This is a genomic window from Nonlabens sp., assembly GCF_047636915.1.
Taxonomy (GTDB): domain Bacteria; phylum Bacteroidota; class Bacteroidia; order Flavobacteriales; family Flavobacteriaceae; genus Nonlabens.
Map to the genome: position 1 here is coordinate 1 of NZ_JBLIGN010000043.1, position 22,599 is coordinate 22,599.

Annotated in this window: 22 protein-coding genes and 1 pseudogene; 11 read left to right on the forward strand and 12 right to left on the reverse strand. The window is 36.1% G+C overall.

Translation table 11 applies throughout. The annotated features are described in order from the left end of the window. A partial coding sequence (locus ACJAT0_RS07955; RefSeq protein WP_415181235.1) for an alanine dehydrogenase occupies nucleotides 1-503 on the forward strand: 503 nt, incomplete at its 5' end. A 219-nt stretch (nucleotides 504-722) separates the two neighbouring features. Here ACJAT0_RS07955 and ACJAT0_RS07960 read toward each other — a convergent pair. The 7 genes and pseudogenes from ACJAT0_RS07960 to ACJAT0_RS07990 form a co-directional block, all read right to left on the reverse strand. Further along, nucleotides 723-1,520, reverse strand: a complete 798-nt coding sequence (locus ACJAT0_RS07960) for a type 1 glutamine amidotransferase domain-containing protein (protein WP_415181236.1) — start codon at nucleotides 1,518-1,520, stop codon at nucleotides 723-725. Nucleotides 1,521-1,535: 15 nt separating this feature from the next. Then, nucleotides 1,536-2,168: a nitroreductase family protein gene (locus ACJAT0_RS07965; RefSeq protein ID WP_415181251.1), complete on the reverse strand. Its 633-nt coding sequence runs from the start codon at nucleotides 2,166-2,168 to the stop codon at nucleotides 1,536-1,538. A gap of 1 nt (nucleotide 2,169) precedes the next feature. Next, nucleotides 2,170-2,628: a MarR family winged helix-turn-helix transcriptional regulator gene (locus tag ACJAT0_RS07970; protein WP_415181237.1), complete on the reverse strand. Its 459-nt coding sequence runs from the start codon at nucleotides 2,626-2,628 to the stop codon at nucleotides 2,170-2,172. An 829-nt stretch (nucleotides 2,629-3,457) separates the two neighbouring features. Then, nucleotides 3,458-3,520 (reverse strand): annotated as a pseudogene (locus ACJAT0_RS07975) (hypothetical protein); the annotation flags it as partial. Between the two features lie 122 nt (nucleotides 3,521-3,642). After that, nucleotides 3,643-5,313: a 2-succinyl-5-enolpyruvyl-6-hydroxy-3-cyclohexene-1-carboxylic-acid synthase gene (gene menD / locus ACJAT0_RS07980; RefSeq protein WP_415181238.1), complete on the reverse strand. Its 1,671-nt coding sequence runs from the start codon at nucleotides 5,311-5,313 to the stop codon at nucleotides 3,643-3,645. 801 nt (nucleotides 5,314-6,114) lie between these two features. Further along, nucleotides 6,115-7,098 (reverse strand): isochorismate synthase, encoded by a 984-nt coding sequence (locus ACJAT0_RS07985; RefSeq protein WP_415181239.1) that lies wholly within the window; start codon nucleotides 7,096-7,098, stop codon nucleotides 6,115-6,117. 93 nt (nucleotides 7,099-7,191) lie between these two features. Then, nucleotides 7,192-7,605, reverse strand: a complete 414-nt coding sequence (locus ACJAT0_RS07990) for a PaaI family thioesterase (RefSeq protein WP_374002332.1) — start codon at nucleotides 7,603-7,605, stop codon at nucleotides 7,192-7,194. A gap of 477 nt (nucleotides 7,606-8,082) precedes the next feature. Here ACJAT0_RS07990 and ACJAT0_RS07995 point away from each other — a divergent pair, with 477 nt between their 5' ends. The 4 genes from ACJAT0_RS07995 (at nucleotide 8,083) to ACJAT0_RS08010 (ending at nucleotide 11,247) form a co-directional block, all read left to right on the forward strand. Next, nucleotides 8,083-8,727, forward strand: a complete 645-nt coding sequence (locus ACJAT0_RS07995) for an alpha/beta hydrolase (protein WP_374002326.1) — start codon at nucleotides 8,083-8,085, stop codon at nucleotides 8,725-8,727. Nucleotides 8,728-8,729: 2 nt separating this feature from the next. Next, nucleotides 8,730-9,308, forward strand: a complete 579-nt coding sequence (locus ACJAT0_RS08000; RefSeq protein WP_415181240.1) for a non-canonical purine NTP diphosphatase — start codon at nucleotides 8,730-8,732, stop codon at nucleotides 9,306-9,308. 50 nt (nucleotides 9,309-9,358) lie between these two features. After that, the gene (locus ACJAT0_RS08005; protein WP_415181241.1) at nucleotides 9,359-10,171 is read left to right on the forward strand and encodes a carboxypeptidase-like regulatory domain-containing protein; all 813 of its coding nucleotides are present in this window, start codon (nucleotides 9,359-9,361) and stop codon (nucleotides 10,169-10,171) included. 80 nt (nucleotides 10,172-10,251) lie between these two features. Next, nucleotides 10,252-11,247 carry a M28 family metallopeptidase gene (locus tag ACJAT0_RS08010; RefSeq protein WP_415181252.1) on the forward strand — a complete coding sequence of 332 codons (996 nt, stop codon included), beginning with the start codon at nucleotides 10,252-10,254 and terminating at the stop codon, nucleotides 11,245-11,247. A 493-nt stretch (nucleotides 11,248-11,740) separates the two neighbouring features. Here ACJAT0_RS08010 and ACJAT0_RS08015 read toward each other — a convergent pair whose 3' ends face one another. Beyond that, nucleotides 11,741-13,261 (reverse strand): DEAD/DEAH box helicase, encoded by a 1,521-nt coding sequence (locus tag ACJAT0_RS08015; RefSeq protein ID WP_374003718.1) that lies wholly within the window; start codon nucleotides 13,259-13,261, stop codon nucleotides 11,741-11,743. Nucleotides 13,262-13,508: 247 nt separating this feature from the next. On the opposite strand from ACJAT0_RS08015, the gene ACJAT0_RS08020 reads away from it, so the two are divergent. Continuing rightward, nucleotides 13,509-14,039 carry a YqaA family protein gene (locus ACJAT0_RS08020; RefSeq protein WP_415181242.1) on the forward strand — a complete coding sequence of 177 codons (531 nt, stop codon included), beginning with the start codon at nucleotides 13,509-13,511 and terminating at the stop codon, nucleotides 14,037-14,039. Nucleotides 14,040-14,737: 698 nt separating this feature from the next. Here ACJAT0_RS08020 and ACJAT0_RS08025 read toward each other — a convergent pair. The 3 genes from ACJAT0_RS08025 to ACJAT0_RS08035 form a co-directional block, all read right to left on the reverse strand. Beyond that, nucleotides 14,738-15,625 carry a flagellar motor protein MotB gene (locus ACJAT0_RS08025; protein WP_415181243.1) on the reverse strand — a complete coding sequence of 296 codons (888 nt, stop codon included), beginning with the start codon at nucleotides 15,623-15,625 and terminating at the stop codon, nucleotides 14,738-14,740. Between the two features lie 96 nt (nucleotides 15,626-15,721). Further along, the gene (locus tag ACJAT0_RS08030) at nucleotides 15,722-16,723 is read right to left on the reverse strand and encodes a glycosyltransferase family 2 protein (protein WP_415181244.1); all 1,002 of its coding nucleotides are present in this window, start codon (nucleotides 16,721-16,723) and stop codon (nucleotides 15,722-15,724) included. After that, nucleotides 16,720-17,166 carry a type I restriction enzyme HsdR N-terminal domain-containing protein gene (locus ACJAT0_RS08035; RefSeq protein WP_415181245.1) on the reverse strand — a complete coding sequence of 149 codons (447 nt, stop codon included), beginning with the start codon at nucleotides 17,164-17,166 and terminating at the stop codon, nucleotides 16,720-16,722. The genes ACJAT0_RS08030 and ACJAT0_RS08035 overlap by 4 nt, the downstream gene beginning before the upstream one ends. Before the next feature lie 34 nt (nucleotides 17,167-17,200). Between ACJAT0_RS08035 and holA the strand changes: the two genes are divergently transcribed. The 3 genes from holA to ACJAT0_RS08050 all read left to right on the forward strand — a co-directional run bounded on the left by holA (nucleotide 17,201) and on the right by ACJAT0_RS08050 (nucleotide 19,750). Next, the gene (gene holA, locus ACJAT0_RS08040; RefSeq protein WP_415181246.1) at nucleotides 17,201-18,211 is read left to right on the forward strand and encodes a DNA polymerase III subunit delta; all 1,011 of its coding nucleotides are present in this window, start codon (nucleotides 17,201-17,203) and stop codon (nucleotides 18,209-18,211) included. Then, nucleotides 18,211-19,257: a 1,4-dihydroxy-2-naphthoate octaprenyltransferase gene (menA, locus tag ACJAT0_RS08045; RefSeq protein ID WP_415181247.1), complete on the forward strand. Its 1,047-nt coding sequence runs from the start codon at nucleotides 18,211-18,213 to the stop codon at nucleotides 19,255-19,257. The genes holA and menA overlap by 1 nt, the downstream gene beginning before the upstream one ends. A gap of 295 nt (nucleotides 19,258-19,552) precedes the next feature. Beyond that, entirely contained in the window at nucleotides 19,553-19,750 is a 198-nt protein-coding gene (locus ACJAT0_RS08050; RefSeq protein WP_415181248.1) for a hypothetical protein, read from the forward strand. A 104-nt stretch (nucleotides 19,751-19,854) separates the two neighbouring features. Here the strand turns inward: ACJAT0_RS08050 and ACJAT0_RS08055 are convergent, their stop codons facing one another. Beyond that, entirely contained in the window at nucleotides 19,855-20,793 is a 939-nt protein-coding gene (locus ACJAT0_RS08055) for a hydrogen peroxide-inducible genes activator (RefSeq protein ID WP_374003995.1), read from the reverse strand. A gap of 603 nt (nucleotides 20,794-21,396) precedes the next feature. Here ACJAT0_RS08055 and ACJAT0_RS08060 point away from each other — a divergent pair. Together ACJAT0_RS08060 and meaB are read left to right on the forward strand one after the other, a co-directional pair. Further along, nucleotides 21,397-21,750: a hypothetical protein gene (locus ACJAT0_RS08060; RefSeq protein ID WP_415181249.1), complete on the forward strand. Its 354-nt coding sequence runs from the start codon at nucleotides 21,397-21,399 to the stop codon at nucleotides 21,748-21,750. Between the two features lies 1 nt (nucleotide 21,751). Further along, a partial coding sequence (gene meaB, locus ACJAT0_RS08065) for a methylmalonyl Co-A mutase-associated GTPase MeaB (protein WP_415181250.1) occupies nucleotides 21,752-22,599 on the forward strand: 848 nt, incomplete at its 3' end.

Genomic DNA, 22,599 nt, shown 5'->3' on the forward strand with positions numbered 1-22,599 from the left:
TTATGGATATCAACATGAAGCGTTTACGCTATGTGAACGATGTAATGCCACCTCATGTAGTTACAGAGTTCTCCAATGAGTACAATATAAGAAAACATATAAAAACCCATGATTTAATAATAGGTGGCGTTTTACTTAAAGGCGCTAAAGCTCCAAATCTCATTACTCGCGATATGTTAAAGGAAATGCGTCCCGGGACAGTAATCGTAGATGTAGCCGTAGATCAAGGTGGCTGCGTGGAAACAACACGGCCAACAACACATGAAGACCCGGTATATATTATAGATGACGTAGTACATTATTCTGTTGCAAATATGCCCGGAGCAGTACCCTGTACATCAACAATCGCATTAACCAACGTCACATTAGCCTATATTTTAAAATTGGCCACTTTGGGATGGAAAGCAGCATGTGATACTGATGCAAGCCTTAAAAAGGGGCTGAATATTATTGCTGGAACAGTAGTTTATAAAGAAATAAATGAAGCTTTTGGCTGGAAATAAGCTCCTAACTAGCGGTACATTGCAATAACTTATAGGATTTTAAAACAATACCTGGCGTTAGCATCATAAAACCTCCTACGCAATGTATACATAATTGCGATTAAAGCTCAAGTATTTAAAAACTAAAATAAGGTAGTCAGTAAAACTACCTGATAATTAAAAAACAGCTTGGATCATGATCCAAGCTGTTTATATCTAATAAAATAAGGGGTGCATAAATTACTTTACCGCAGCAAATAATAACTCCGCTACTTTGACCGATGACGCAGGATTCTGTCCTGTAATTAAGTTACCGTCTTGTAAAGCATACGCTGACCAGTCAGCTCCTTTAGAATAAATACCGCCATTTTCTTTAAGCATGTCTTCTACTAAGAAAGGAACTACATCTGTCAATTGCACTGCTTCTTCCTCTGTATTGGTAAAACCAGTTACTGTTCTACCTTTTACTAAGGGACTTCCATCAATTCCTTTAACACTTTTCAATGCTGCTGGAGCGTGACATACAAAGGCTACTGGCTTTTCTTGACTATTAAAAGTCTCGATAAGCTTGATAGAAGTTGCGTCATTTGCCAGATCCCATAAAGGTCCGTGTCCACCAGGATAAAAAACGGCATCATAATCGGCAGCATCTACATCTGCTAGTTTATGTGTTGTATTGATTCTTTCTTGAGCCTCTTTATCCTCATCAAAACGCTTTGTAAATTCTGTTGCGGCGTCTGGAGAGGCACTACTAGGATCAATAGGAGCTTTTCCTCCTTTAGGTGTTGCTAATGCAATTTCAACACCTTTATCACTCAAGGTGTAATAGGGGCCTGCAAATTCTTCTACCCAAAACCCAGTTTTTTTTCCAGTGTCTCCTAATTCGTCATGTGATGTTAATACAAATAAAACTTTCATTTTCTTTTCTTTTTTAAGGTTCCTATTTTCTTCTATTTTCGATTCTGTTTCTTTTTGATCTTTGCAAGCAACTAAGGCTATAAGACTTAAACAAACAACTATACTTTGAAATATACGCATTATTAAAATTCTAGATTATGCTACTACTGCGACTAATTTCTTAGTACTCTTTCTTACTTTATCTAAGTTTACTAACCAGTCTTCTGTTGGTTTTCTATACCCTATAGGTAGTAAAACGGTAGACCTCCGTCCTTTTTCTCTTAGCCCTAAAATCTCATCAACTGTATCTGTGTCAAAACTTTCCATAAGCGTTGTGTCTACTTCTTCAAAAGCAGCAGCTGTTAGTGGGTGAGTGAAGGCTATGTAAGCTTGCTTTGCCGCATGATTAAAATTCTCTTCACCGCCTATTTGCGGATAAGAACTTATGAGTTGCTGGCGGTAATTCACCCAGCCTTCATTTTTGAAACCGCGGATCTCATTAGTAAGATCAAACATACTATTAATGCGGTCTTCTGAATACGTATCCCAAGCTGCAAAAACTAATAAATGAGAACAATCAGTAACCGTAGATTGATTCCACGCCACATGTTTGATCTTCTCTTTTACTTCTTGGTTGGTTACCCCATAAATTTCAAATACTTGTAAACCACTAGAAGTCTCAGCACGTCTGGCTGCTTCTATAACTCTGTCCATTTTGTCTTGTGGCACCTTCTCACCTCTCATCGCTTTTGCAGCATACCGCCACTGTAACCGTTCTAATGACTCCATTTTATTTACTTGGTTTCCGTTCTCCCAGTACATCAATCCACTCTTCAAGAAGCTCTTTTAGATGGATGATGTCAGGTAATTCTATAGTTGCTGTGAGCAACACTTGCAATAATTTTTCTGGTATGGAACTGGCCTCTTTTTTGAGTTCCTTAGCTTTATCTGTAAGTTGAACAATCACACTGCGCTCATCATTAACGCAACGATTGCGCAGGATAAGACCAGATAGTTGCATTCGTTTTAACAAAGGTGATACCGTATTGGTGTCTAAAAGTAATTTCTCCGTGATTTGATTTACGGTCACGCTATCCTTTTCCCAAAGTACCAACAACACTAGGTATTGCGGATATGTAATTCCCATTTTTTCTAAATAAGGCTTGTACGCTTTTGTCAATAGTCTAGAAACAGAATAGATAGGAAAGCAAACCTGACTGCTCAATTTTAGTTGTTCCTCTTGAGTCATAATTGTATTTATATCGTACGCGATACAAATATATAACAAGAACCTACCTCAAGAAGAATATAAAGTGTTTAATAAATGTGAAAATTTTAGATAACCTATTGATTTGAAACCATAATGTGCATTATTTGAGAAAGAAAATGTTGCTCAATTCCGCTTACGCGAAAGCAAAATAAAACCTATCCTTAACTCAGATACTCCTTTCGATATGACAAATAGATTCCACAACAACAATTCTAAATTTTAGGCAACCATATGCTCCCAAAAGCATCCATTAAAAAACGAAATGTAAAAAACCTCTTTTATTCCCTACAATCCTTATGAGTACCAGCATACCAATAAAATCTGAAAGCACTTCTTAATCCCTGAGAATGTGTGTGTGTGTATGTGTGTGTTCTGGTATTGATCCTATTAATAGTAGTAATTTTATAAACTTTGATAGGTTCCATTGCTGTCATACTAATTGGAGAAGGCCCATTCTAAGCTCAGCTTAAATATAGACACTAAAATTTAAAATAATTTTACTTAAGCTTCTTTCATAAATCATTCCAATAAAGACTTTGCAGGCTCCTTTGACCCATCAAACGATGACAGTTGTATGCCTATGGAACCAAAACGATTGAATTTAAATTTGCCAAAACCGCTGTTTTAGGAGTAAACAGCCTATTTACGATACTGTACACAAGGCATGTACTAGATAATCGCACCATATGTTGTGCGCTCTTTTTTACCCTGCTTTTCCATAAGAGCTCTTTTAGGCGCCAATAATTTATCACTAAAAAGACCTAGTTTCTTAACAAATAATTAGCCGTTGGTGTTTTAGACCTGTAAATTAGATGCTTACTGTTTCTGTATCTTGTTTATAAATAGAAGTGCCTAAGCCTTTAGTAACTTTTTTGAGACAATCTTCATCTAGTCCACTTGCTTTTTCTCTGTAAGCTGCGAGGTGTGTTTTTACTCTTTCTTCAAATAATACTTTCTCCTATAAAAATAGGATAACAGACATGAAATTAAATTTTATTTTAAAAATTTAAAATAGTTCAGAAGAACAGTATCGTTTATCTGTCTGGGTGTAAACACTTCTAGCAATTGGGGTTGCTCGTTCTTAGAGTAAAATGTTTTACATGCTTTTAAAAAAGCTACCTCCTCGCTAACACTTTCATAATGTAAGCCGTGCATCTCACAAAGATTTCGGGCAGTTAGCTGGTGTCGTGTCTCAAAAAAAGTGTCAAATTCCTTAGTATCTTTATGTCCAGGTAAGATTCTGAAAATCCCGCCGCCAGAATTATTGATAAGAATTATTTTGAAGTTTTTAGGAATATAATTATTCCATAAGCCGTTAGAATCATAAAAGAAACCTAAATCTCCTGTAATGAAAACTACTGGTTGATCACTTGCCATCGCTGCTCCTATCGCCGTGCTTGTACTGCCATCAATCCCGCTGGTGCCTCGATTAGAAAAAACAGTATGTGTAGCATTCATTTGAAATAGTTGTGCGTACCTAATGGTACTGCTATTTCCTAATTGCAGCACAATACCATCTGGTAAGCTAGGAAAAGCGAGCTCAAACACTTTCAAATCTGACCAGGGCATTTGTTCAAAATACGTTTCTCTTTTAACTAAATAATTATGGAAATGCTGTAGCCATCGATCTTGATAATCACTCTCTATAAAAGCCTTAGGCAATTGATTGACCCAATTTTGTGGCTTTACCTTAATATGTCCAGCAAGCTTAAAGAACGTGTCATAGGCACGACGTTTTCCTACATGGTAATGTACTTTGGTCTCAAAACGTCTTAGGTATTGTTTGATCTTCTTAGAAACAATCATGCCGCCAATAGTAATTACTAGGTCTGGCTGAAGATCTTTTATCTGGTCGTCTTCGTTTTCAATAGGAGCAATCAGTGTATCAATTCCCCAAATCACTTTGTCGTGCACCACGTTACTGCTCACTTCACTCATAACAAGAACACTTGGATCACTAGTCAATACATCTAAATCTTCTTTATCAAACACAGGTGGGTTAAGTGTAGAAAGAATGACAAGCTTTCTTTTTGCCATTTTCCATTGCTTCGTAAAACTGTCTGGAATAACACTAGACTCATCGTTTATGAAATCGATCACCTTAACTTCTAAAGAAGGCTTTTCTACTCTATTGTAAAGAGGTTCTTCAAAAGGAACATTAATGTGAACAGGTCCATGTTGCGCTATAGAGGTATTGATAGCTTTGTTGATCAATCTTTCATTAGTGGCTATTCCTTCTCGATCATCAACAGTCTTGATGATCTCTAACTGCGTATCAAACAAAATATGGTTGGCATAAATGTGCTGCTGCCGTATCGTCTGTCCGTCACCTATATCAATCTTGTGCGATGGCCTATCTGCACTTAGGACTATCAAAGGAATCTCAGAATAAAAAGCCTCTGCAACTGCTGGGTAATAATTCAACATAGCACTACCACTGGTACATAGAACTGCAACAGGCTCTAGTAATTGTTGAGCAATACCTAAAGCTACATGAGCGGCACAGCGCTCATCTACAATACTATAGCAGTTAAAAAAACCGTTTTCTGAAAAGCCAATGGTCAAAGGTGCATTTCTCGAGCCTGGAGAAATAACAATATTTTTAATACCTCTTTCCTTAAATAGAAGGATGATTTGCTGGGCATGTAGAATTTCTGGAAACATAAGCAACAAAGGTACTCTTGAAAGCTAGTGCAACCAACTTCCTTAACAGCTTCTTATAACAAAGAAATAGCCGCTATAACTTGAATCAACAACCACAACTAAATTAAATGAACTGTAGAGTTAAAACATAAATGACACTTATAAATTTTATGAATGAGAAATACATCAGTCTTTTTTTGAGTGAAGTCCTAGTTTAGTCCTCCTCCATTGAATTCTTAAAGTCGACTGATCCTTAGTTCCTGTTATTCAAGAAACAAATAATAAATGGAATGATGAATAAAAGCGCGGTTCTTAAGTATACGCCAAAGCGAGATTTAATTAAAGTGACCAAGCATTTTGTTTTTATACATCTGATCCCCATTTTAAAAGCTTTCAAGATTTTAAATACATAGCCTTTTAGTTACCTATGTTCATTCAAAGAAAGCTGTCTCACTGCATTTTGTCGTTTTTTAAAGCTTATGCAAGCATTTTAGCGATTTCACTGTTTAAACGCACGTTTATCGGTTTTATTAAAAATTATGGAGATTTAAAATCAAATTTTAGAAAATCGATGTAGTTTATTTGAAATATTATACCGACATTTAGTTATAATTAAATAAAACCAATCTATGATCCTACTTAAATACCTATTCTTTTACTCGTTTGTAGGATTGTATCAAAGTGCTTTATTTATAAAATCTAATATAAAAAGGATATCTAAGTATTTTAAATCACGGAATCAAAGTCGCAATGAAAGTGGCCAATTGGTAAAATTTAAAACGACACTATTACACACCGCTTTCAGAAGTATCTTGTAAATTATTAATACAGTAATTTTTTCATGGTCTCCAATTTATCTACTGTCTCCTGATATTCTGACTCAGGGTTACTTAATTCTGTAATTCCGCCACCTATATAGAGGTCTACATGATCAGCGTGCAATTCCATGCACCTCAAGTTTACAAAGTAGCTTGCTTTATCTCGATCCACCATACCTAAATATCCGGTGTAAAAAGAACGATCATAATTTTCGTTCTTACTGAGATATTCCATTGCTACATCCCTGGGCATTCCACAAACGGCAGGTGTAGGATGCAGTGCCTTTATATAGGAATCAATATCTTGATGATCTATCGCCGCATTAATATCTGTTCGTAAATGAATAAGACTTCCGGCTTGCACGGTTTTTAATTCAGATTTCTCAATACGTAACGCTCCAATTTTATAAAGGTTTTCCGTAATAAAATCAGTCACTAATTGCTGTTCTTGAAGCTCTTTTTGACCCCAAACATGGGTTTTATTTTCTTTGTAAAGCGCTGTTCCCGCTAGTGACATAGTTTGCAATTTTCCCTCTTCTACATGTAGTAATATTTCTGGTGTCGCCCCTATCCATTTCCCAATTTCTGGGTGGTGGAAAAAATAGCAATTAGCTTCTGGATATTGATCTAATAATTGAGTTAATATTTCAAGATCTGATGTTCTTTTTGAAAAACTCTGCTTGCGTGAAAGAACCACCTTTTTCATGCGCCCCTCTTTTAACACATCTACCGCTTTTTCAACGCATTTCACATAACGATCTTGCTCCTCTAAAGGTACTGAATAAACAAAGTTTACTGATTTTTTAGACCCCATATGAACGTTTTCATATATAAAGCGTTCATCCACTTCACCATTTATAAAAACCTGATCTTCTGATTTTTGAAATTTAGAAAAGATAGCGTAAGACATGTTGTCAGGCGCCTGTTTATGCCATTGTTGATCTCGTTGTGAAAGGATGCGTACAGACTTGTCATTTGCTGTTCTCAATAACAAGAACGGCAACTTTTTTTCAAGTAAATTAACTAAGTATGAGAGTAAGTTTTCGCGCAAGCTGTATGAAAATAAAGATGGATAGCAGGGTTATTTTTTTAAGGCAATTGTAGTCAATTTACAAATAGAAATCAACTCGTTTTCTTCATCTGTGATTTTGATTTCCCAAAGCTGAGTTGTCCTCCCTTTATGTAAAAAACGCGCTGTAGCAAACACATGTCCTTCCTTTTTAGACCGCGTGTGATTAGCACTAATTTCTAGACCGCGTATAGCATAATTATTGGTGTCCAAAAATATATAACTTGCGGCACTTCCTACCGACTCAGCAAGAGCTACACTGGCACCACCATGGAGCACTCCATCTGGTTGGTGTACTTTTTGAGTCACCGGCATTCTAGCGGTTAAAAAATCATCACCCACATCTACAAAATCGATGTCTAGGGTTTCCATGAGTGTATTGCGGCAAATGGCATTACAACGCTTCAGTATCTCTTCTTTGTCCATATCTTCGCCAAAAATAAGTCATCGCAAGAGAATACTAGTTTTTGAAGTCATTAAAACTTTTCTATTCGCTTAATTTGATCTTTTAAACTTAAATTTCCAATTTTGTCCTCAGTCATTCCTGCTATAAAGTCCCAAAAAGCCTTTACTGAATTCAAAATCTCTAATTTAGGCCTAAATAAAAAAATATGTACTGGATGTGATCTTAATAAACAAGAGCCTATATCAAAACAACTTCTTTAAATGATTCAGCAGAGCAAAAGGCGGTGCTTGTTTAGAGCGGAATAGTAGTAGTAGTAGTAGTAGTGTAATTAGGGTTTTATTTTATGCGGTATTGTCTTCGATAAAATGCACTTGAGTGCCATTGAGCTAAGGCTCCCGAAGTGTCGAAGTACAACCTGCTGAGTCTGTCTAAGTATCGAAATAGAAAATAAAAAGGAGTGTTTTATTTTCGTAAATTCAAATAATAAAAGGTAAAAAATGATAAAAACAGCTTCTTATAATCATACTAATTCTTATGAGACTCTTTTTCGATTAACCAATGAAACAAAGAACATCTGGATTTGCTTTCATGGCTTAGGGTATTTATCGGCCTATTTTAAACGTTATTTTGAAAGCTTTGATTCCAATGAGAATTATGTCATCGTGTTACAAGCACCATCCAAATCTTATTTAGGAAAAGACTTTAAACATGTAGGCGCCTGCTGGCTTACTAAAGTGGACACACATCAAGAAATGAGTAACAACCTCAACTACATCAACGAAGTATTCCGTTTAGAAAATCTTGTGGGTGACCATCGTGTCGTTCTTTTCGGCTACTCACAAGGCGTATCTATTGCCACGCGATTTTTAAAAACCTACCAGCAGGATATAAAAGCATTAATAATGCATAGTGGCAGCATACCCCAAGAACTGGATCTTAATGACGGACGACACTTTAAAAAACACTGTTCTAGATTTATTCACATCGCAGGCACCTTAGATGAATACGCTAATGATGTCATTATAGAAAGAGAAAAAGAAAAGATAGAGCTTCTTTTTGGTGAAAATTGTGAGCTACACAGACCAGAAATAAAACACGTGGTTCATATACCACTACTTCAAGAAATTGCCAAAACCTTATAAACATGGAGATTATTTTTGCAACACATAATCAGAATAAACTACTTGAGGTACAAGCATTAATGCCTTCACATATAAAATTGATAAGTCTTAAGGACCTCGGTTTTGAAGAAGATATTCCTGAAACGTCAGGAACCATTGCAGGAAATGCGATTCAAAAAGTAGAATTCCTTAAAGACAGATTTAAACAACCCATATTTGCTGACGACACTGGCCTTCTAGTAGAGGCCTTGAATGGTGAGCCTGGTGTTTATAGTGCCAGATATGCCGGCGAGCAAAAGAATAGTGATGATAATATGGATTTGCTGCTGGAAAAGTTAACAGATAATAACCATAGAGCCGCCCGATTTGTTACTGCTATTGCCTTAAATTTGGGGCATTGTCAAGTTTTGTTTGAAGGGATTTGTGAAGGAACCATTTTAAGAGAGAGAAAAGGCACTAAAGGATTCGGTTACGACCCTATTTTTCAACCTAACGGATTTGAAAAATCTTTTGCTGAAATGTCATTGACAGAAAAAGGAACTATAAGCCACAGAGCAAAGGCTTTACTTAAACTTATTGACTACTTAAAAGAAGTTAATTAAATTATAAAACCTCATTAGATAGGCCCTTTAGCCTATTTTTATATATTGATATGAAATTACGACATTACATCTTATTCTTTTGCTTCACTTTAATTTTTTCTTTGAGTAGTGCTCAAGGCGAAAAAGAAACTACAAAAAAAACCGAAACCATTGCTAAAAGAGTAAAAGGTATGGTTCTGAATGCAAAAGACAATTCCATTTTAGAAAACGTTAATATTCTTAATCTAAATCAGATAAAAGGAACCACCACTACCAAAGAAGGCGTTTTTGAAATCGCAGCAAAAGCAAACGATACCCTATATTTTTCTTACTTAGGCTTTGAAACTATCAATGTAAGAGTTACAGATGATTGGTTAAAATTTGGTGATGTCACCATTTCCATGACAGAGAAAGGAATCGCTCTTGACGAAGTTACCGTAACAGAAACTTCTCTTACAGGTTTTTTAGAAATAGATGCAAAACGTGCTCCTATTTATGCCACTAGAAGATATAAAATTAGCGGTCTTCCTAAAGGTTATGAAGCTGGTGATAGTGAACCAGGCGCGATTACACAGGTGCTAGAAAGTGTCTTCAATCCAGCAGACTTCTTGTACAACACTTTTGGTAAAAAAGGTACATCCATGCGCAAATTGAGACAAGTAAAACAACAGGATGAAATAAGGACCTTACTTCAACGTAAATACGATCGTGAAACTCTTATGAATCTGTTACAATTAGACAAATTAGATATAGATGGTATTTTGAGAAACTGCCAGTATTCTAAGCAGTTTATTGAAACCGCAAATGATCTTCAAATACTTGACGCGATAAGCGAGTGTTATGAAGAATACAAGATTTTGAAATCATCAAAAGATAAAAAATAACTTAAAACTTTTACATAGTGAATTATAAATATATTTTATCCAGCATTTTTGTAAGTCTGTTGATAGCCAGCTGCATTAACATGAAAGGAAAGGACGGAGCGCCTGGTAAAGTCAGCACTAGCTTGACCCCTGCTAAATCAGTATTGGACTATTCTCAAGTTAAAGTAATGGATTACGCAAATACGATCACTTTAGAAGAACTTAAAGAGCAACTCTATTACTATGCTAGTGATGAAATGGAGGGTCGTTTTACAGGCAGTCCTGGTCAGAAAAGAGCCGTCAACTATCTTAGAGATCAGTACCAGAAAATGGGTGTTCCAGGTGGTGGACAAAACGGTGATTATTTTCAAATAGTGCCCGGTAAAGCTTTTGGTAAACCTGAACTTTCTTCTGAAAATGTACTGGCCTTTATAGAAGGAAGAGAATTTCCTGATGAAGTCTTGGTGATTTCTGCTCATTTAGATCACATTGGGATTGAAGAAGGGATAGTTTTTAATGGTGCTGACGACGATGGTAGCGGTACCATTGCTCTATTAGAGCTAGCCGAAGCTTTTAAAGAAGCAGTAAATGACGGTTATGGTCCTAGGAGATCCATCTTATTTCTTCATGTAACTGGAGAAGAAATAGGACTCAAAGGAAGTAAATACTACACCGATAATCCTATCTACTCAATGGAAAACACAATAGCAAATCTTAACATAGACATGATAGGTCGCATTGATCCAAATCAAAAAGACGATCCAGATTATGTTTACCTAATAGGTAGCGATATGCTTTCTCAAGATTTACACGATATTTCCGAAGCTGCTAATAAAACATCTGTAAATATGAGGTTAGACTATTCCTACAATGGTAAGGATGATCCCAATCGTTTCTACTACCGTAGTGATCATTACAACTTTGCCAAAAATGATGTTCCTGTGATTTTTTACTTTAACGGAGTTCATGAAGATTATCACAAAGCTACTGACACCCCAGATAAGATTGAATATGAATTATATCAAAGAAGGATAAAACTCATATTTGCTACCGCATGGGATGTTGCAAATGCTGATCAACGTCCTGCTCTTAAATAATAGGTGTTTTATCTATAAAACGGCAAAGCGCTAATCTTTCGATTAGCGCTTTTTTTGTATGTATAAAACATAAGACTCTAGTAGCGTTCTTTTTTATAGTTTTTACAAACACATTAAGATGGAACCTGTACCTTATATGATATGTTTTGGAAAGACATCTTCTTTACACTCTATTAAAAATATCAAAACCACGACTTTAATGAAGTTGCTCCTGTCTGGTAGCTATATGTACACCTGCCTACTCCATTTATAGCTTTATCTAGGTTGAATGTCTTGAAGTAAATCACTTATCAATCAACAGAAGGAAATCACGGATAATACGAGGATTAAATCACTTAAAAATAGCTCGTTTTATCCTTTGCGTTAGTAACGTTATTGGCGGAACAACGTATTTGATTAGAATCTAAGAAGTCAGAAAATAAAAAAAAGCTGCGATTTCCATCGCAGCTTTTTTAAAACTTATCCCGTTTTTGCAAAAGCAAAACTATCACCACTATGAATCTGACTCTATACCAGCAAATTCTTGCTGTATGGCCATTCTTAAACGGCGGTAGTAGTCTTCCTCCAGCCAGTCCTTATAATTATTAGTATTGTTGATAATGCAGTAGGCATAACGCCTTATGCGGTCTTTAATATCCTCTTTAAGAAGCTTTGCAAGGATACGAGCATCAAAAACGTCTTCACTATTCTCCACACACCACTGCACATGTTGCACGATAGATTCATCAAGAACATCTTTGGACTTGCGGTTTTCTTTAGTAATACGTTTGTAAGCTCCTTTTATATCAAAGGTGAAATCCTTGGTGTTTGGAAACTCGGATTTAGTGATTTCTGGCATCTTGTAAACAAAATTGCGCTCTATCTCTTCGTCAGAGACAATGTTTTCTACATAAAAATCTGGAGATCTAAATACTTGCTGCCAGTCTACAGGTTCATTCCATAAACCAAAACGAGCCACATTATTACCCAAATCGATAATTTGAAATTCTTTTTTATCTTTTAGGATTCGCGATCCACGACCTATCATTTGATAGTAAAGTGTGAGTGATTTTGTAGCACGATTAAGAATGATACATTCAACAGTAGGCTCATCAAAACCAGTGGTAAGAATACTTACTGAAGTAAGCACCGCATCTGGCTTATCTCTAAACCATTTTAAAATATTCTTTCGCTCTTCTTTTGAATTAGTATTATCTAAGTGTCTGACTTCTATACCTGCGCGTTTAAAAGAATCCTCTACCTCTATACTGGTTCGTATACCATTGTTAAAGATTAGCGTCTTTTTTCCCTTTGCAACCTCTAAATAAGATTGAATCAGTTTATCCTGCATGGTTACCGCGGTATAAAGCTTCTCACTAGACTTTACGGTATAATCTCCATTCATCCCTATAGTGAGACCGCTCAAACCTACATCATAGGTATGGGTAACGGCTTGTGCTAGAAATCCCTGTTCCACCAGTGAAGAAATACTATTCCCTACAATAAGTTCTTTGTAATTATCCTTCATGGGTAACTTAAAATTTGAACTCAACGGAGTAGCAGTTACACCCAGCATAAAACAGTGTTCAAAGTATTTAAATAACTTTCTAAAGCTATTGTAATGCGCCTCATCGATGATTACTAAACCTATATCATCTAGCTCTAATTTATCATCCTGAATACGGTTGTTCAAAGTTTCAACCATGGCTACAAAACAATCGTAATCCTTTTGATCGTCAAGTTCTTTAACTTTAGAATTGATGACTTTATTTTTTACATTAAAACCGTCAAGCATTTTTGAGGTTTGCTTGCACAATTCTATTCGATGCGTAAGGATCACGACTTTTTTGCCTGTTTCCCTAATGTACCTGCGCACCATTTCAGAAAATATAACCGTCTTCCCTCCACCGGTAGGCAGCTGATACAAGAGGTTATAATCGTCTGGTTGATTGTTTATACGTTCAAAAACTGCTTCCAGATCTTGCTCTTGATAACCGTATAAGGATTTAATTTCAGTTTCTTTAGTCCTACTCATGTTCTGGAAATTCATTTTTGAGATTTGCAAAAGTACCGCTTTTAAAAAGGGAATAACCTCTGATTCATGTTAAGAAAACAAGATTTTTTTTATTGATAAGATTTTAACGCACACAAATGTGTTAAAGTGGTAACTTTGCTAATCAAATTGAGATAATTTGGAACACTCCTCCACAAATAAAAAACCTTGGTTTCAACCTGATCGCGCTCACAAGTATTACAAGCTAACAGGTTTTTATACTTTCGTAGTGAATAGTATCAAGAAATCTATCCCACCAGTTTTGGTAGTTATCGGTATTATTGTTTTAATTCATTTCTTTGTAATCAATATAAGTGAGGCTTTAGAACTCGCTGTCAATAAATTACCCGACTATGGAGTTTTGGCGTTTTTTTATGTTTCTGAAACTGTATTAGGACTAATTCCTCCTGAGTTATTTATTGCTTGGGCTGGAGAGACCAGCACACCTATTTTAAATTTATCTTTGATCGCTGTACTTTCTTATTTAGGAGGTTTTACCTCCTATTGGATAGGTCGAAGGGCTTTAAGAATTCCCAGTTTACACAATTATCTTGAAGTAAAAATGGCCAAACAACTAGTTATGGCCAGAAAATGGGGAGGCCTTCTCATCGCTGTAGGTGCACTATTACCACTACCCTTCTCAATAGCAAGCCTTGTTGCTGGAATGCTGCGTTATCCTCTTAAAAGCTGGATGCTGATTGGTCTATTGCGCTTTATGCGCTTTGCGCTTTATGGAGCTGCTATATTTTCATTTATTTAGAATTAAAATGTCGCTTTCGCACAACAAAAATGATTTAAGGATTGGTGTTACCTCTCCTAATACGAATCTTTAATTCCGTGATTTAAATGCTCCGCTAGTACCTCGACCTCATAAAATATTCAGAAGTAACTGGAGCACATCAATGCAGAAGACTTCAGCACAGATTGTCCCTTTTTCAAATCCAATAGTGATCGCATTCCAGAAATAGACAAATCAAATTGTTTGGAAGAGATCTTCCAAACGGAACCCATTTATATAAGTATAACAACTACATATAAAAATTCCTTTATTTTGAAACCAACATTACGCGGTGGGAACTTTCAGAATTATAAGAATGCATTATTGAGCCATATAAGCGGTAGCGAGTTGTCTTAAGAAAGGCGAGAAAAAAGGCATAACTTACAACATATCTAAACCTTAGTTGGACTATTTGATATTCCTTAATTCGCATTCACAATTCAAACTATTTTGAGTTTAATTTAATTACAGGAGCAAGAGCACCAGCCCTTATGATCTATGTGACGTTTCTTCGATCCCAGTAAGGATCAAAGTAAAACCTAATCCAATTGGATCACGAAAGTTTAAAAAATTTATTTTCTATTATTAAGTAGAACGGCACCCACCTAGATACTTAATAGTCATAAAAAAAGCACCTGCTCTCGCAGGTGCTTTTTACACTATGGAAAAGAATGAGTTACTTAATTCTTTTTCATTTCAGTTTCTTTCTTAGCATTCACTTTTGCTTGCTCCATTCCTTTTTCTACCATATCAAAAAATTGGTCTAATTTAGGAAGTACAATAATTCTCGTGCGTCTATTTTTAGAACGACCTTCTGGTGTATCATTGCTTTCTAAAGGCATATAAAAAGATCTTCCGGCTGCTGTCATGCGCTTTGGAGCTACCTTAAAGTCTTCTTGTAACACTCTAGTTACTGCGGTTGCACGAGCAGTACTTAATGCCCAATTATCAGCAAACTTAGCAGATGAAATAGACTGGTTATCTGTATGACCTTCTACCATAATATCTATTTCTGGTTTGTCGTTTACTACTTTAGCTACTTTCCCTAAAACTATTTTTGCCTTTTCATTTACCTTATCACTACCGCTAGAAAATAATAACTTATCTGAGATAGAAATAAACACTACTCCTTTTTCTACATTGACACTTATGTCTTCATCCTCTAAATTACCTAATGAACTCTTTAAACTAGTTACTAAAGCAAGCGTTACACTGTCCTTCTTAGTAATCGCATCGTTCAAAGATCTTATTTGTAAGTCTTTTTCTTTCATACTTTCCAAGGAACGTTCTAAGTTACGGCTTCCTTGCGTGGAGAGTGTTACGAGATCTCCTTGACTATCTAACAGTGCATTATTGGAGTTTTTAAGAGTAGCTATTTGCTCTTTAAAACCTTCCATTCTTGCATTGGCAGCTTTCTCGTCTGATAAACAAGCATTTAATTTAACCGTTGCTGTGTCTAAAAGTTCTTTTGTTTCCTGTTGTTTTGCGAGCGCTGCGTCAAGATCTTTCTTAGAGGCACAGGAAACAAAAAGTCCACCTGCAAGCAGCATTAAAAATATTTTTTTCATTTTATTGTTGTTGTTTAAATTGTTAAATAACAGAGCAAAACTAATAATATTCACTGCATCCTAGTGATTATTAACAAGGATTTAAGTTATTTTGTGTTATTTCTTATAAGTACTCTTACCTTTTATAAAGTGCTGATATACAATACTTAAATCTGATTTTTTTATCATTCCCACTTCTGTAAATGACTTAATAGCCTTTCTTTTATCCAAAAGTGACCGCAGCTCGCTATAAAAATAAACATGAGCCTTAATAACTGCAAAAAAATGAGAGAACTTACGTTCACACAAAAACTTAACTCCGGCAATTCCATCCAGCAACATCCTTATAAACAACATCCAAATCCAAAAGCTAGAATGATCATTCTTAACAATGTTATAAAGACTGTTCCTAAAATTATAAAACGTCTTATGAGAATTTAGATGGCTCAATGTCCCACCACCTAAATGATATACAACCGATTGTGGCTCATAGCTAATAATAAAACCTGCGTGACGAAGCCTCCAGCACAAATCGATCTCTTCTTGATGAGCAAAATAATCTTCATCCATGGCACCTACTCGATCATAAGAACTCTTTCTGAGAAACAAGCAAGCCCCACTACCCCAGTGGACATCGACCGCATCGTCATACTGACCCACATCTTTTTCTATTACATCAAAAATGCGACCTCTACAATAAGGATAGGCATACCGATCTAGAAAGCCCCCGGCAGCACCGGCATATTCAAAATGGTCTTTCTTTTTATCATCTCTTATTTTAGGTTGGCAAGCTGCAAGTTTGGGATAAGTTTCAAATCGGTTCTTAATAACATCACACCAATTTGCAGTAACTGCAACATCGTTATTCAACAAACAAACAACTTCTTCTTGGACATTTTCCAATGCTACATTATAACCGCCTGCATAACCGCGATTCTTATCCATAGCAATAACTTGTACTCCTGGATACGTATCTTGTGTCCATTTTATAGAATCATCTGTAGAAGCATTATCTGCTAAGTAAATAACATGATCTCGACTATGCTCAACAACACTGGGCAAATAAGTTTTGAGCAACTCAATACCATTCCAATTCAATATAACGATTCCTATTTTCATAAAACGTATTCCGGTAGGTCTGAAATAAAATGATAGGTTTGCTTCTCGTAATCCATAGTACAAAAGTAGTGTTCCATACCGTTAGTCACCATTAAATATTCTGCTTTTAACGCCAGATTGTACCTGGCTATTTGATCAAAAACCGATTGATCGATTTTTATATGTGGCGCTTTACACTCTACTACTAGGTGTATAGACCCATCCGTGTTAAAACTGATAATATCATAACGTTTCGTAGTTCCTGCGATAATGAATTGTTTTTCTATATTGATGAGATGATGCGGTATCCGCTTTCGCGAAAGCAAGAACAAAACAACATGTTGCCGCACCCATTCCTCTGGTGTTAAAAGGACAAACTTTTTCCTGATTTGGTCAAAGATAGCACGTCCTTTTTCAGTACTTTTGACTCTGAAATTTCCAGCTGGTAGTCGCAATGGCTTCATAACGCAATATTACAAAAAACCACAACAGCTCTCTATGAGTGATGTCACAAACATTATAACCGATTTAAAACAAAAGCGTTATGCGCCTGTATATTTTTTATGCGGCAGTGAGCCCTATTTTATTGATCAAATAAGTGATTATATAGAGGATAACGTGCTGGATGAAAGCGAGAAAGGCTTCAATCAGATGGTTATTTACGGGAAGGAAACCAGCATGGATGAAGTGCTGGAAAATGCCAAACGCTACCCCATGATGTCCGAGCATCAGGTGATTATAGTAAAAGAAGCACAACATCTAGTAAGGCAACTTGATCAACTAGAAAGCTATATAGAGCAACCACAACCGACCACAATTCTTGTTTTTGCTTACAAATACAAAACTCCAGACGGCCGCAGTAAGATTACAAAATTATTAAAAAAACATGCTGTTTACCTGGAGAGCAAACCGCTTTATGAAAATAAAGTTCCTGCTTTTGTAACCGGCAGATTAAAAGAAATGGGATTCCAAATCGATCCCAACGCAACAAGAATGCTCGTAGAGTTCTTAGGAACCGATCTTGGGAAGATCAATAACGAGCTTTCTAAACTCGCTTTAGTCCATTCTAAAGAGCTCCCTATCACACCGCAAGTGATTGAGGACAACATAGGAATCTCTAAGGATTATAATAATTTTGAACTGTGCAAAGCCCTTGGAATGCGTGATGTGGTTAAAGTTCACAGAATCATCAACTACTTTTCAGAGAACCCTAAAGAAAATCCCTTTGTGCTTACTACCGCTCAATTGTATAGCTTTTTTGTACAACTGTTAAAAGTACATACAATAAAGGACAAGAATAATCCTCAAGCAGTAGCAAAGGCAGCAGGTGTGAATCCGTTTTTTGTTCAAGAAATCATTACCGCTTCCAAAAACTACCCCATGAAATATTGCAGTCGTGCCATAAAACTCCTTAGAGATATGGATGTAAAATCAAAAGGTGTAGGAACACATCAAGCCAGCCCTACTGATTTATTAAAAGAAGCACTCGTTAATATCATGTCTAAGTAATGAGTAAATCCAATAAATTTAAAGCCTGGATAGGCGCTGCGAGATTAAGAACCTTACCATTGAGCATTAGTGGGATTCTTGTGGGAAGTGCTTACGCTTATTTGTTAAATCATTTTTACAATATAACAGCGTCTCCATTCGGGATATGTGATATTGCTGGAATGATGCCACGACCAATCGTATTTCCATATATAATTCCAATCCTCGCCCTAATCACCACCCTAGGTTTCCAAATACTTTCCAACTTTGCCAACGATTATGGCGATGGAGTAAAAGGAACCGATAATGAAGACCGTATAGGGCCCATGCGCGCTTTGCAAAGCGGTATTATTTCTCCTCAGGAAATGAAACGCGGTATCATCATTACCGCTGTACTCACTTTGGTTAGTGCGATCCTGTTGATATATGTAAGTCTAGGGATAGATCGTTTACTAATTTCCTTGTTCTTTTTAATATTGGGAATTGCAGCAATATGGGCAGCTATTAAATATACCGTAGGAGATAATGCTTATGGTTATCGTGGCCTAGGCGATGTATTTGTTTTTATATTCTTTGGACCAGTAAGCGTAATAGGAGTCTTTTATTTGATTGCGAAATCACTAGATTGGAATATGATTTTCCCATCCATTACCATTGGTCTATTAAGTGTTGCCGTTCTTAACCTGAATAACATGAGAGACATGGAGAGTGATAAAAAGGCGGGAAAGAATACGATAGTTGTGAAGATGGGATTGAAAAAGGCAAAGTTGTTGCATTATGCTATGATAGTGATTGCTTTATTCTGTTCACTTCGTTTAACCAGTAAAATCTATTACACGAAATATATAGCAGATGGTATTGGAAAGCTCGGAATAGTTGAAAATGAAAATATTTATTGGGTAGCTTTTCTACCACTTTTAGCCTTCATTCCCTTATTCATTCATATAATAAAAGTTAGAAGAACAACTTCTACAACCCTACTCGATCCTGAGTTGAAAAAAGTAGCTTTATCTACGTTCTTTTTTGCGCTTCTTTGTGTGGTTAGCGTATGGATTCTTACATTATAATAAATAACAAAGACCTTTTACTTGATCTATATCCATTCAACCAGTTTTAGTTCATTCTTGTAAAATGTTTAATTTTTCTTATGGACAACATAAAAACTTTTAAACACTATGCAATACATAATAAAATATTGAAGATCAACATCTAGCGACTTAGTTTAACAAATATTTAGACGAATACCTCCAAAACCATCTACTACATGGTTGTTAATCTTGTATTTATGGTTTACCTTTATAAGGTGAAATTAAAAAATAATTAGCCGTTGATAAAAAACTACTTAACTTAAATCTTGAAATAATGGCTAGAGCTATGTTTGAGTACACCAAAACGATACTTGAAAAAGTGAGTTTTAATCCAGCACTTTTTTGTAAAGAATTACAAAAAGCAGTGGGTCGTTTATTACCTTTTGAAATCAAAGAACTAGAAATCTGGATAAGACAGCTCGTTTTAAAAAATCCGGAATTAGAAACTTGCATTCCACTACTAAGGGCTTAATTAATCCGATAAAAAAGAAAAAGCTGAAATTCTAATCATAAAGATTAGAATTCCAGCTTTTTATTTCTATCCCGTGAGCCTAAATAGGAATTTGGAAGGCTATTTTATTTGCCAGGGACTGGACTTATTATTTTTACATTTTGAAATGCAATTGCTCCTTTAATAACGCCAGCAATAACATTCTGTAAAGCTTCAATAATCTGCATTTTAAGCTCGCTTTTGTGATAGATCAAACTTACCTCTCGAGCTGGAGACGGATCTTCAAAATACCTAAGATTCTCTTTTTTATGCTCTGATAGATCCATAGTGTTTAAATAAGGCAGCAAAGTCATTCCTAAACCTTCATCAGCAAGTTTTATAAGCGTTTCAAAACTTCCACTTTCTAGCATAAACCGCTCTCTTTCTATATCTCTAGAATTGCGACATAAATTTAATATACTGTCCTTAAAACAATGACCATCTTCTAGAAGCAACAAGTCGTCCACATTGATATCCTCTATCTTAATTTTAGATTTAGGCTTTCCTGATAATCTAGGATCATAAGCAACAAAAGGCTCGTAATACAACACTCGCTCTTTAATCATATCGTTTTTCAATGGTGTTGCCGCAATAGCTGCATCTATACTTCCATCCTGTAAACTATCAATAATACTTTCTGTAGTAAGTTCTTCTATACGCAGTTTTACCTTCGGGTATTTATTGATGAAATTAGCTAGAAACATAGGCAACAGAGTAGGCATTACCGTAGGGATTACTCCTATCTTAAATTCACCACCTATAAACCCTTTTTCTTGATCAACGATATCTTGAATGCGGTCACTTTCATTTACAATATTACGTGCTTGACTGACGATCTTTCTTCCCGTTTCAGTTAACTCAATAGGTTTTTTACTTCTATCAAATATTTGAACATCTAACTCGTCTTCTAGCTTTTGAATTTGCATACTTAATGTAGGCTGAGTTACAAAGACTTTGTCTGCAGCTCTCGTAAAGTTTTGATATTGGGCAACCGCAAGAACATATTTTAACTGAGTAATAGTCATGATAGGTATTTTCTACAAAAATAGAACACACTATTTGTAAAATTGATAGTTAGACCGTATTTTGTATATTAAATAACACTTTTGTTATACATATCATTTAATTAGTCCATAGGGCATTATAATTACGCACCTACTGGCAGATACAGACGAAAGCCCCTTATTAAAAGTTAAATAATCCCATTTCTTGGGGAAACCCTATTTGTTAAAATCACAATTCAAACATCCCTATGTGGCTTAAATCCTTGTTGACACAAAAATAAATCCTAGTGCTAATAAGAGCGTTTAAAATATAAAATCAAACAAAAAGAAATCCATATCTCAAATGGTACATCTGTGAAATTATCAAATAAGATTTGGTCGGAAAGGTCGATGCGGTTCTGTAACTGACCATCAATTAAGACCTTATATGAGTAAACGCACATGGGCACCTCAAAACACTTTGCCATTTGAATAGGATTAAAAATGGCTGATGTTTAGCCAATTAAATAGTCAGATGAAAAAGAAAAATAGTATTTTTAAAAATTAAAACAAGTCCATATCAGACCCATGCTTAGGAACTTCATTGCGTTGATTACAAGCTGGATCAAAGAAAGCAGCTTTCACATGGTTTTGATAGAGATCGGACATTTTATGTTCCCTAGAGAGGGAATTGGAGTCGCTGATATGGATATGCATGACGGTAGCGCACCTGCTTTAAAACTGCAGGACTTTTTTTTTATATTTGAAGGACACAAAACAGGTTCTTTTATCGAGGCTTTAGCTGTTGCTTTAACTCCTGTTTCTCATAAAATAAAATTTTCTCTTGGTATCGGTTGTTTTTTCCTTTTGGGCGGCATGTATATGAACTACTCATTTCATGGACCTATTTGGTTTAGTGGTGCAGCCGTTGTTTTGGCGTATATTCCTATGGCATGTATCCATAAAAACCTGGCTTTGAACTTTTCTGAAAAATCATAAATTGGCTACAAATTCTCATATCAACCCCAAGGCTAAACGCCAAAAAGAAGCTGTAGATATAGAGCACCTTTTTAGCGAGTTACAATCTGGTCAGGTGAGTGCTTTAAGTCGTGCCATTACTTTAGTGGAGAGTACGGCTGGTGGTGATTCCGCTTTCGCGAAAGCAGTCTTACAAAAGTCCTTACCCTATTCCGGAAAATCCTTTCGATTAGGAATCACTGGTGTGCCAGGTGTGGGAAAATCTACTTTTATAGAATCCCTTGGAATATCACTCATAAAACGCGGTAAAAAAGTAGCTGTACTTGCCATAGATCCATCGAGCAACATCTCACGAGGCAGTATTTTAGGCGATAAAACCAGAATGGAAGAATTGGTGAAAAGCCACCAAGCTTTTATACGTCCTAGTCCTGCAGGAACCACACTGGGTGGCGTGGCGCGCAAAACACGTGAGGCAATCATCTTATGTGAAGCAGCAGGCTACGACTTTATTATCGTAGAAACCGTGGGTGTAGGACAAAGCGAAACCGCAGTCCATAGCATGACCGACTTTTTCTTACTCCTCAAACTTGCTGGCGCCGGTGATGACTTGCAAGGAATCAAACGCGGCATCATGGAAATGGCAGATGCCATCATTATCAATAAAGCCGATGGCGATAACCAACTCGCCGCAAAACACGCCCGACGCGAATTCAAAAATGCCGTGCACCTTATGCCACAAAAAGACCACAACTGGCCTACACAGGTACTCACCTGTAGCGGCCTCAACAACATAGGTCTCACGGAAGTCATCGAAGAAATAGAAAACTATACCGCACACGCAGTAGCCAACAAAAGCTTTACCAAAAAACG

What these genes read in the sequence shown, in the direction of transcription:
- ACJAT0_RS07960 (WP_415181236.1), bottom strand. Translation starts at nt 1,520, where the DNA reads ATGCGTATATTTCAAAGTATAGTTGTTTGTTTAAGTCTTATAGCCTTA.
- ACJAT0_RS07965 (WP_415181251.1), bottom strand. Translation starts at nt 2,168, where the DNA reads ATGGAGTCATTAGAACGGTTACAGTGGCGGTATGCTGCAAAAGCGATG.
- ACJAT0_RS07970 (WP_415181237.1), bottom strand. Translation starts at nt 2,628, where the DNA reads ATGACTCAAGAGGAACAACTAAAATTGAGCAGTCAGGTTTGCTTTCCT.
- menD (WP_415181238.1), bottom strand. Translation starts at nt 5,313, where the DNA reads ATGTTTCCAGAAATTCTACATGCCCAGCAAATCATCCTTCTATTTAAG.
- ACJAT0_RS07990 (WP_374002332.1), bottom strand. Translation starts at nt 7,605, where the DNA reads ATGGACAAAGAAGAGATACTGAAGCGTTGTAATGCCATTTGCCGCAAT.
- ACJAT0_RS07995 (WP_374002326.1), top strand. Translation starts at nt 8,083, where the DNA reads ATGATAAAAACAGCTTCTTATAATCATACTAATTCTTATGAGACTCTT.
- ACJAT0_RS08000 (WP_415181240.1), top strand. Translation starts at nt 8,730, where the DNA reads ATGGAGATTATTTTTGCAACACATAATCAGAATAAACTACTTGAGGTA.
- ACJAT0_RS08005 (WP_415181241.1), top strand. Translation starts at nt 9,359, where the DNA reads ATGAAATTACGACATTACATCTTATTCTTTTGCTTCACTTTAATTTTT.
- ACJAT0_RS08010 (WP_415181252.1), top strand. Translation starts at nt 10,252, where the DNA reads ATGAAAGGAAAGGACGGAGCGCCTGGTAAAGTCAGCACTAGCTTGACC.
- ACJAT0_RS08015 (WP_374003718.1), bottom strand. Translation starts at nt 13,261, where the DNA reads ATGAGTAGGACTAAAGAAACTGAAATTAAATCCTTATACGGTTATCAA.
- ACJAT0_RS08025 (WP_415181243.1), bottom strand. Translation starts at nt 15,625, where the DNA reads ATGAAAAAAATATTTTTAATGCTGCTTGCAGGTGGACTTTTTGTTTCC.
- ACJAT0_RS08030 (WP_415181244.1), bottom strand. Translation starts at nt 16,723, where the DNA reads ATGAAAATAGGAATCGTTATATTGAATTGGAATGGTATTGAGTTGCTC.
- ACJAT0_RS08035 (WP_415181245.1), bottom strand. Translation starts at nt 17,166, where the DNA reads ATGAAGCCATTGCGACTACCAGCTGGAAATTTCAGAGTCAAAAGTACT.
- holA (WP_415181246.1), top strand. Translation starts at nt 17,201, where the DNA reads ATGAGTGATGTCACAAACATTATAACCGATTTAAAACAAAAGCGTTAT.
- menA (WP_415181247.1), top strand. Translation starts at nt 18,211, where the DNA reads ATGAGTAAATCCAATAAATTTAAAGCCTGGATAGGCGCTGCGAGATTA.
- ACJAT0_RS08050 (WP_415181248.1), top strand. Translation starts at nt 19,553, where the DNA reads ATGGCTAGAGCTATGTTTGAGTACACCAAAACGATACTTGAAAAAGTG.
- ACJAT0_RS08055 (WP_374003995.1), bottom strand. Translation starts at nt 20,793, where the DNA reads ATGACTATTACTCAGTTAAAATATGTTCTTGCGGTTGCCCAATATCAA.
- ACJAT0_RS08060 (WP_415181249.1), top strand. Translation starts at nt 21,397, where the DNA reads ATGGTTTTGATAGAGATCGGACATTTTATGTTCCCTAGAGAGGGAATT.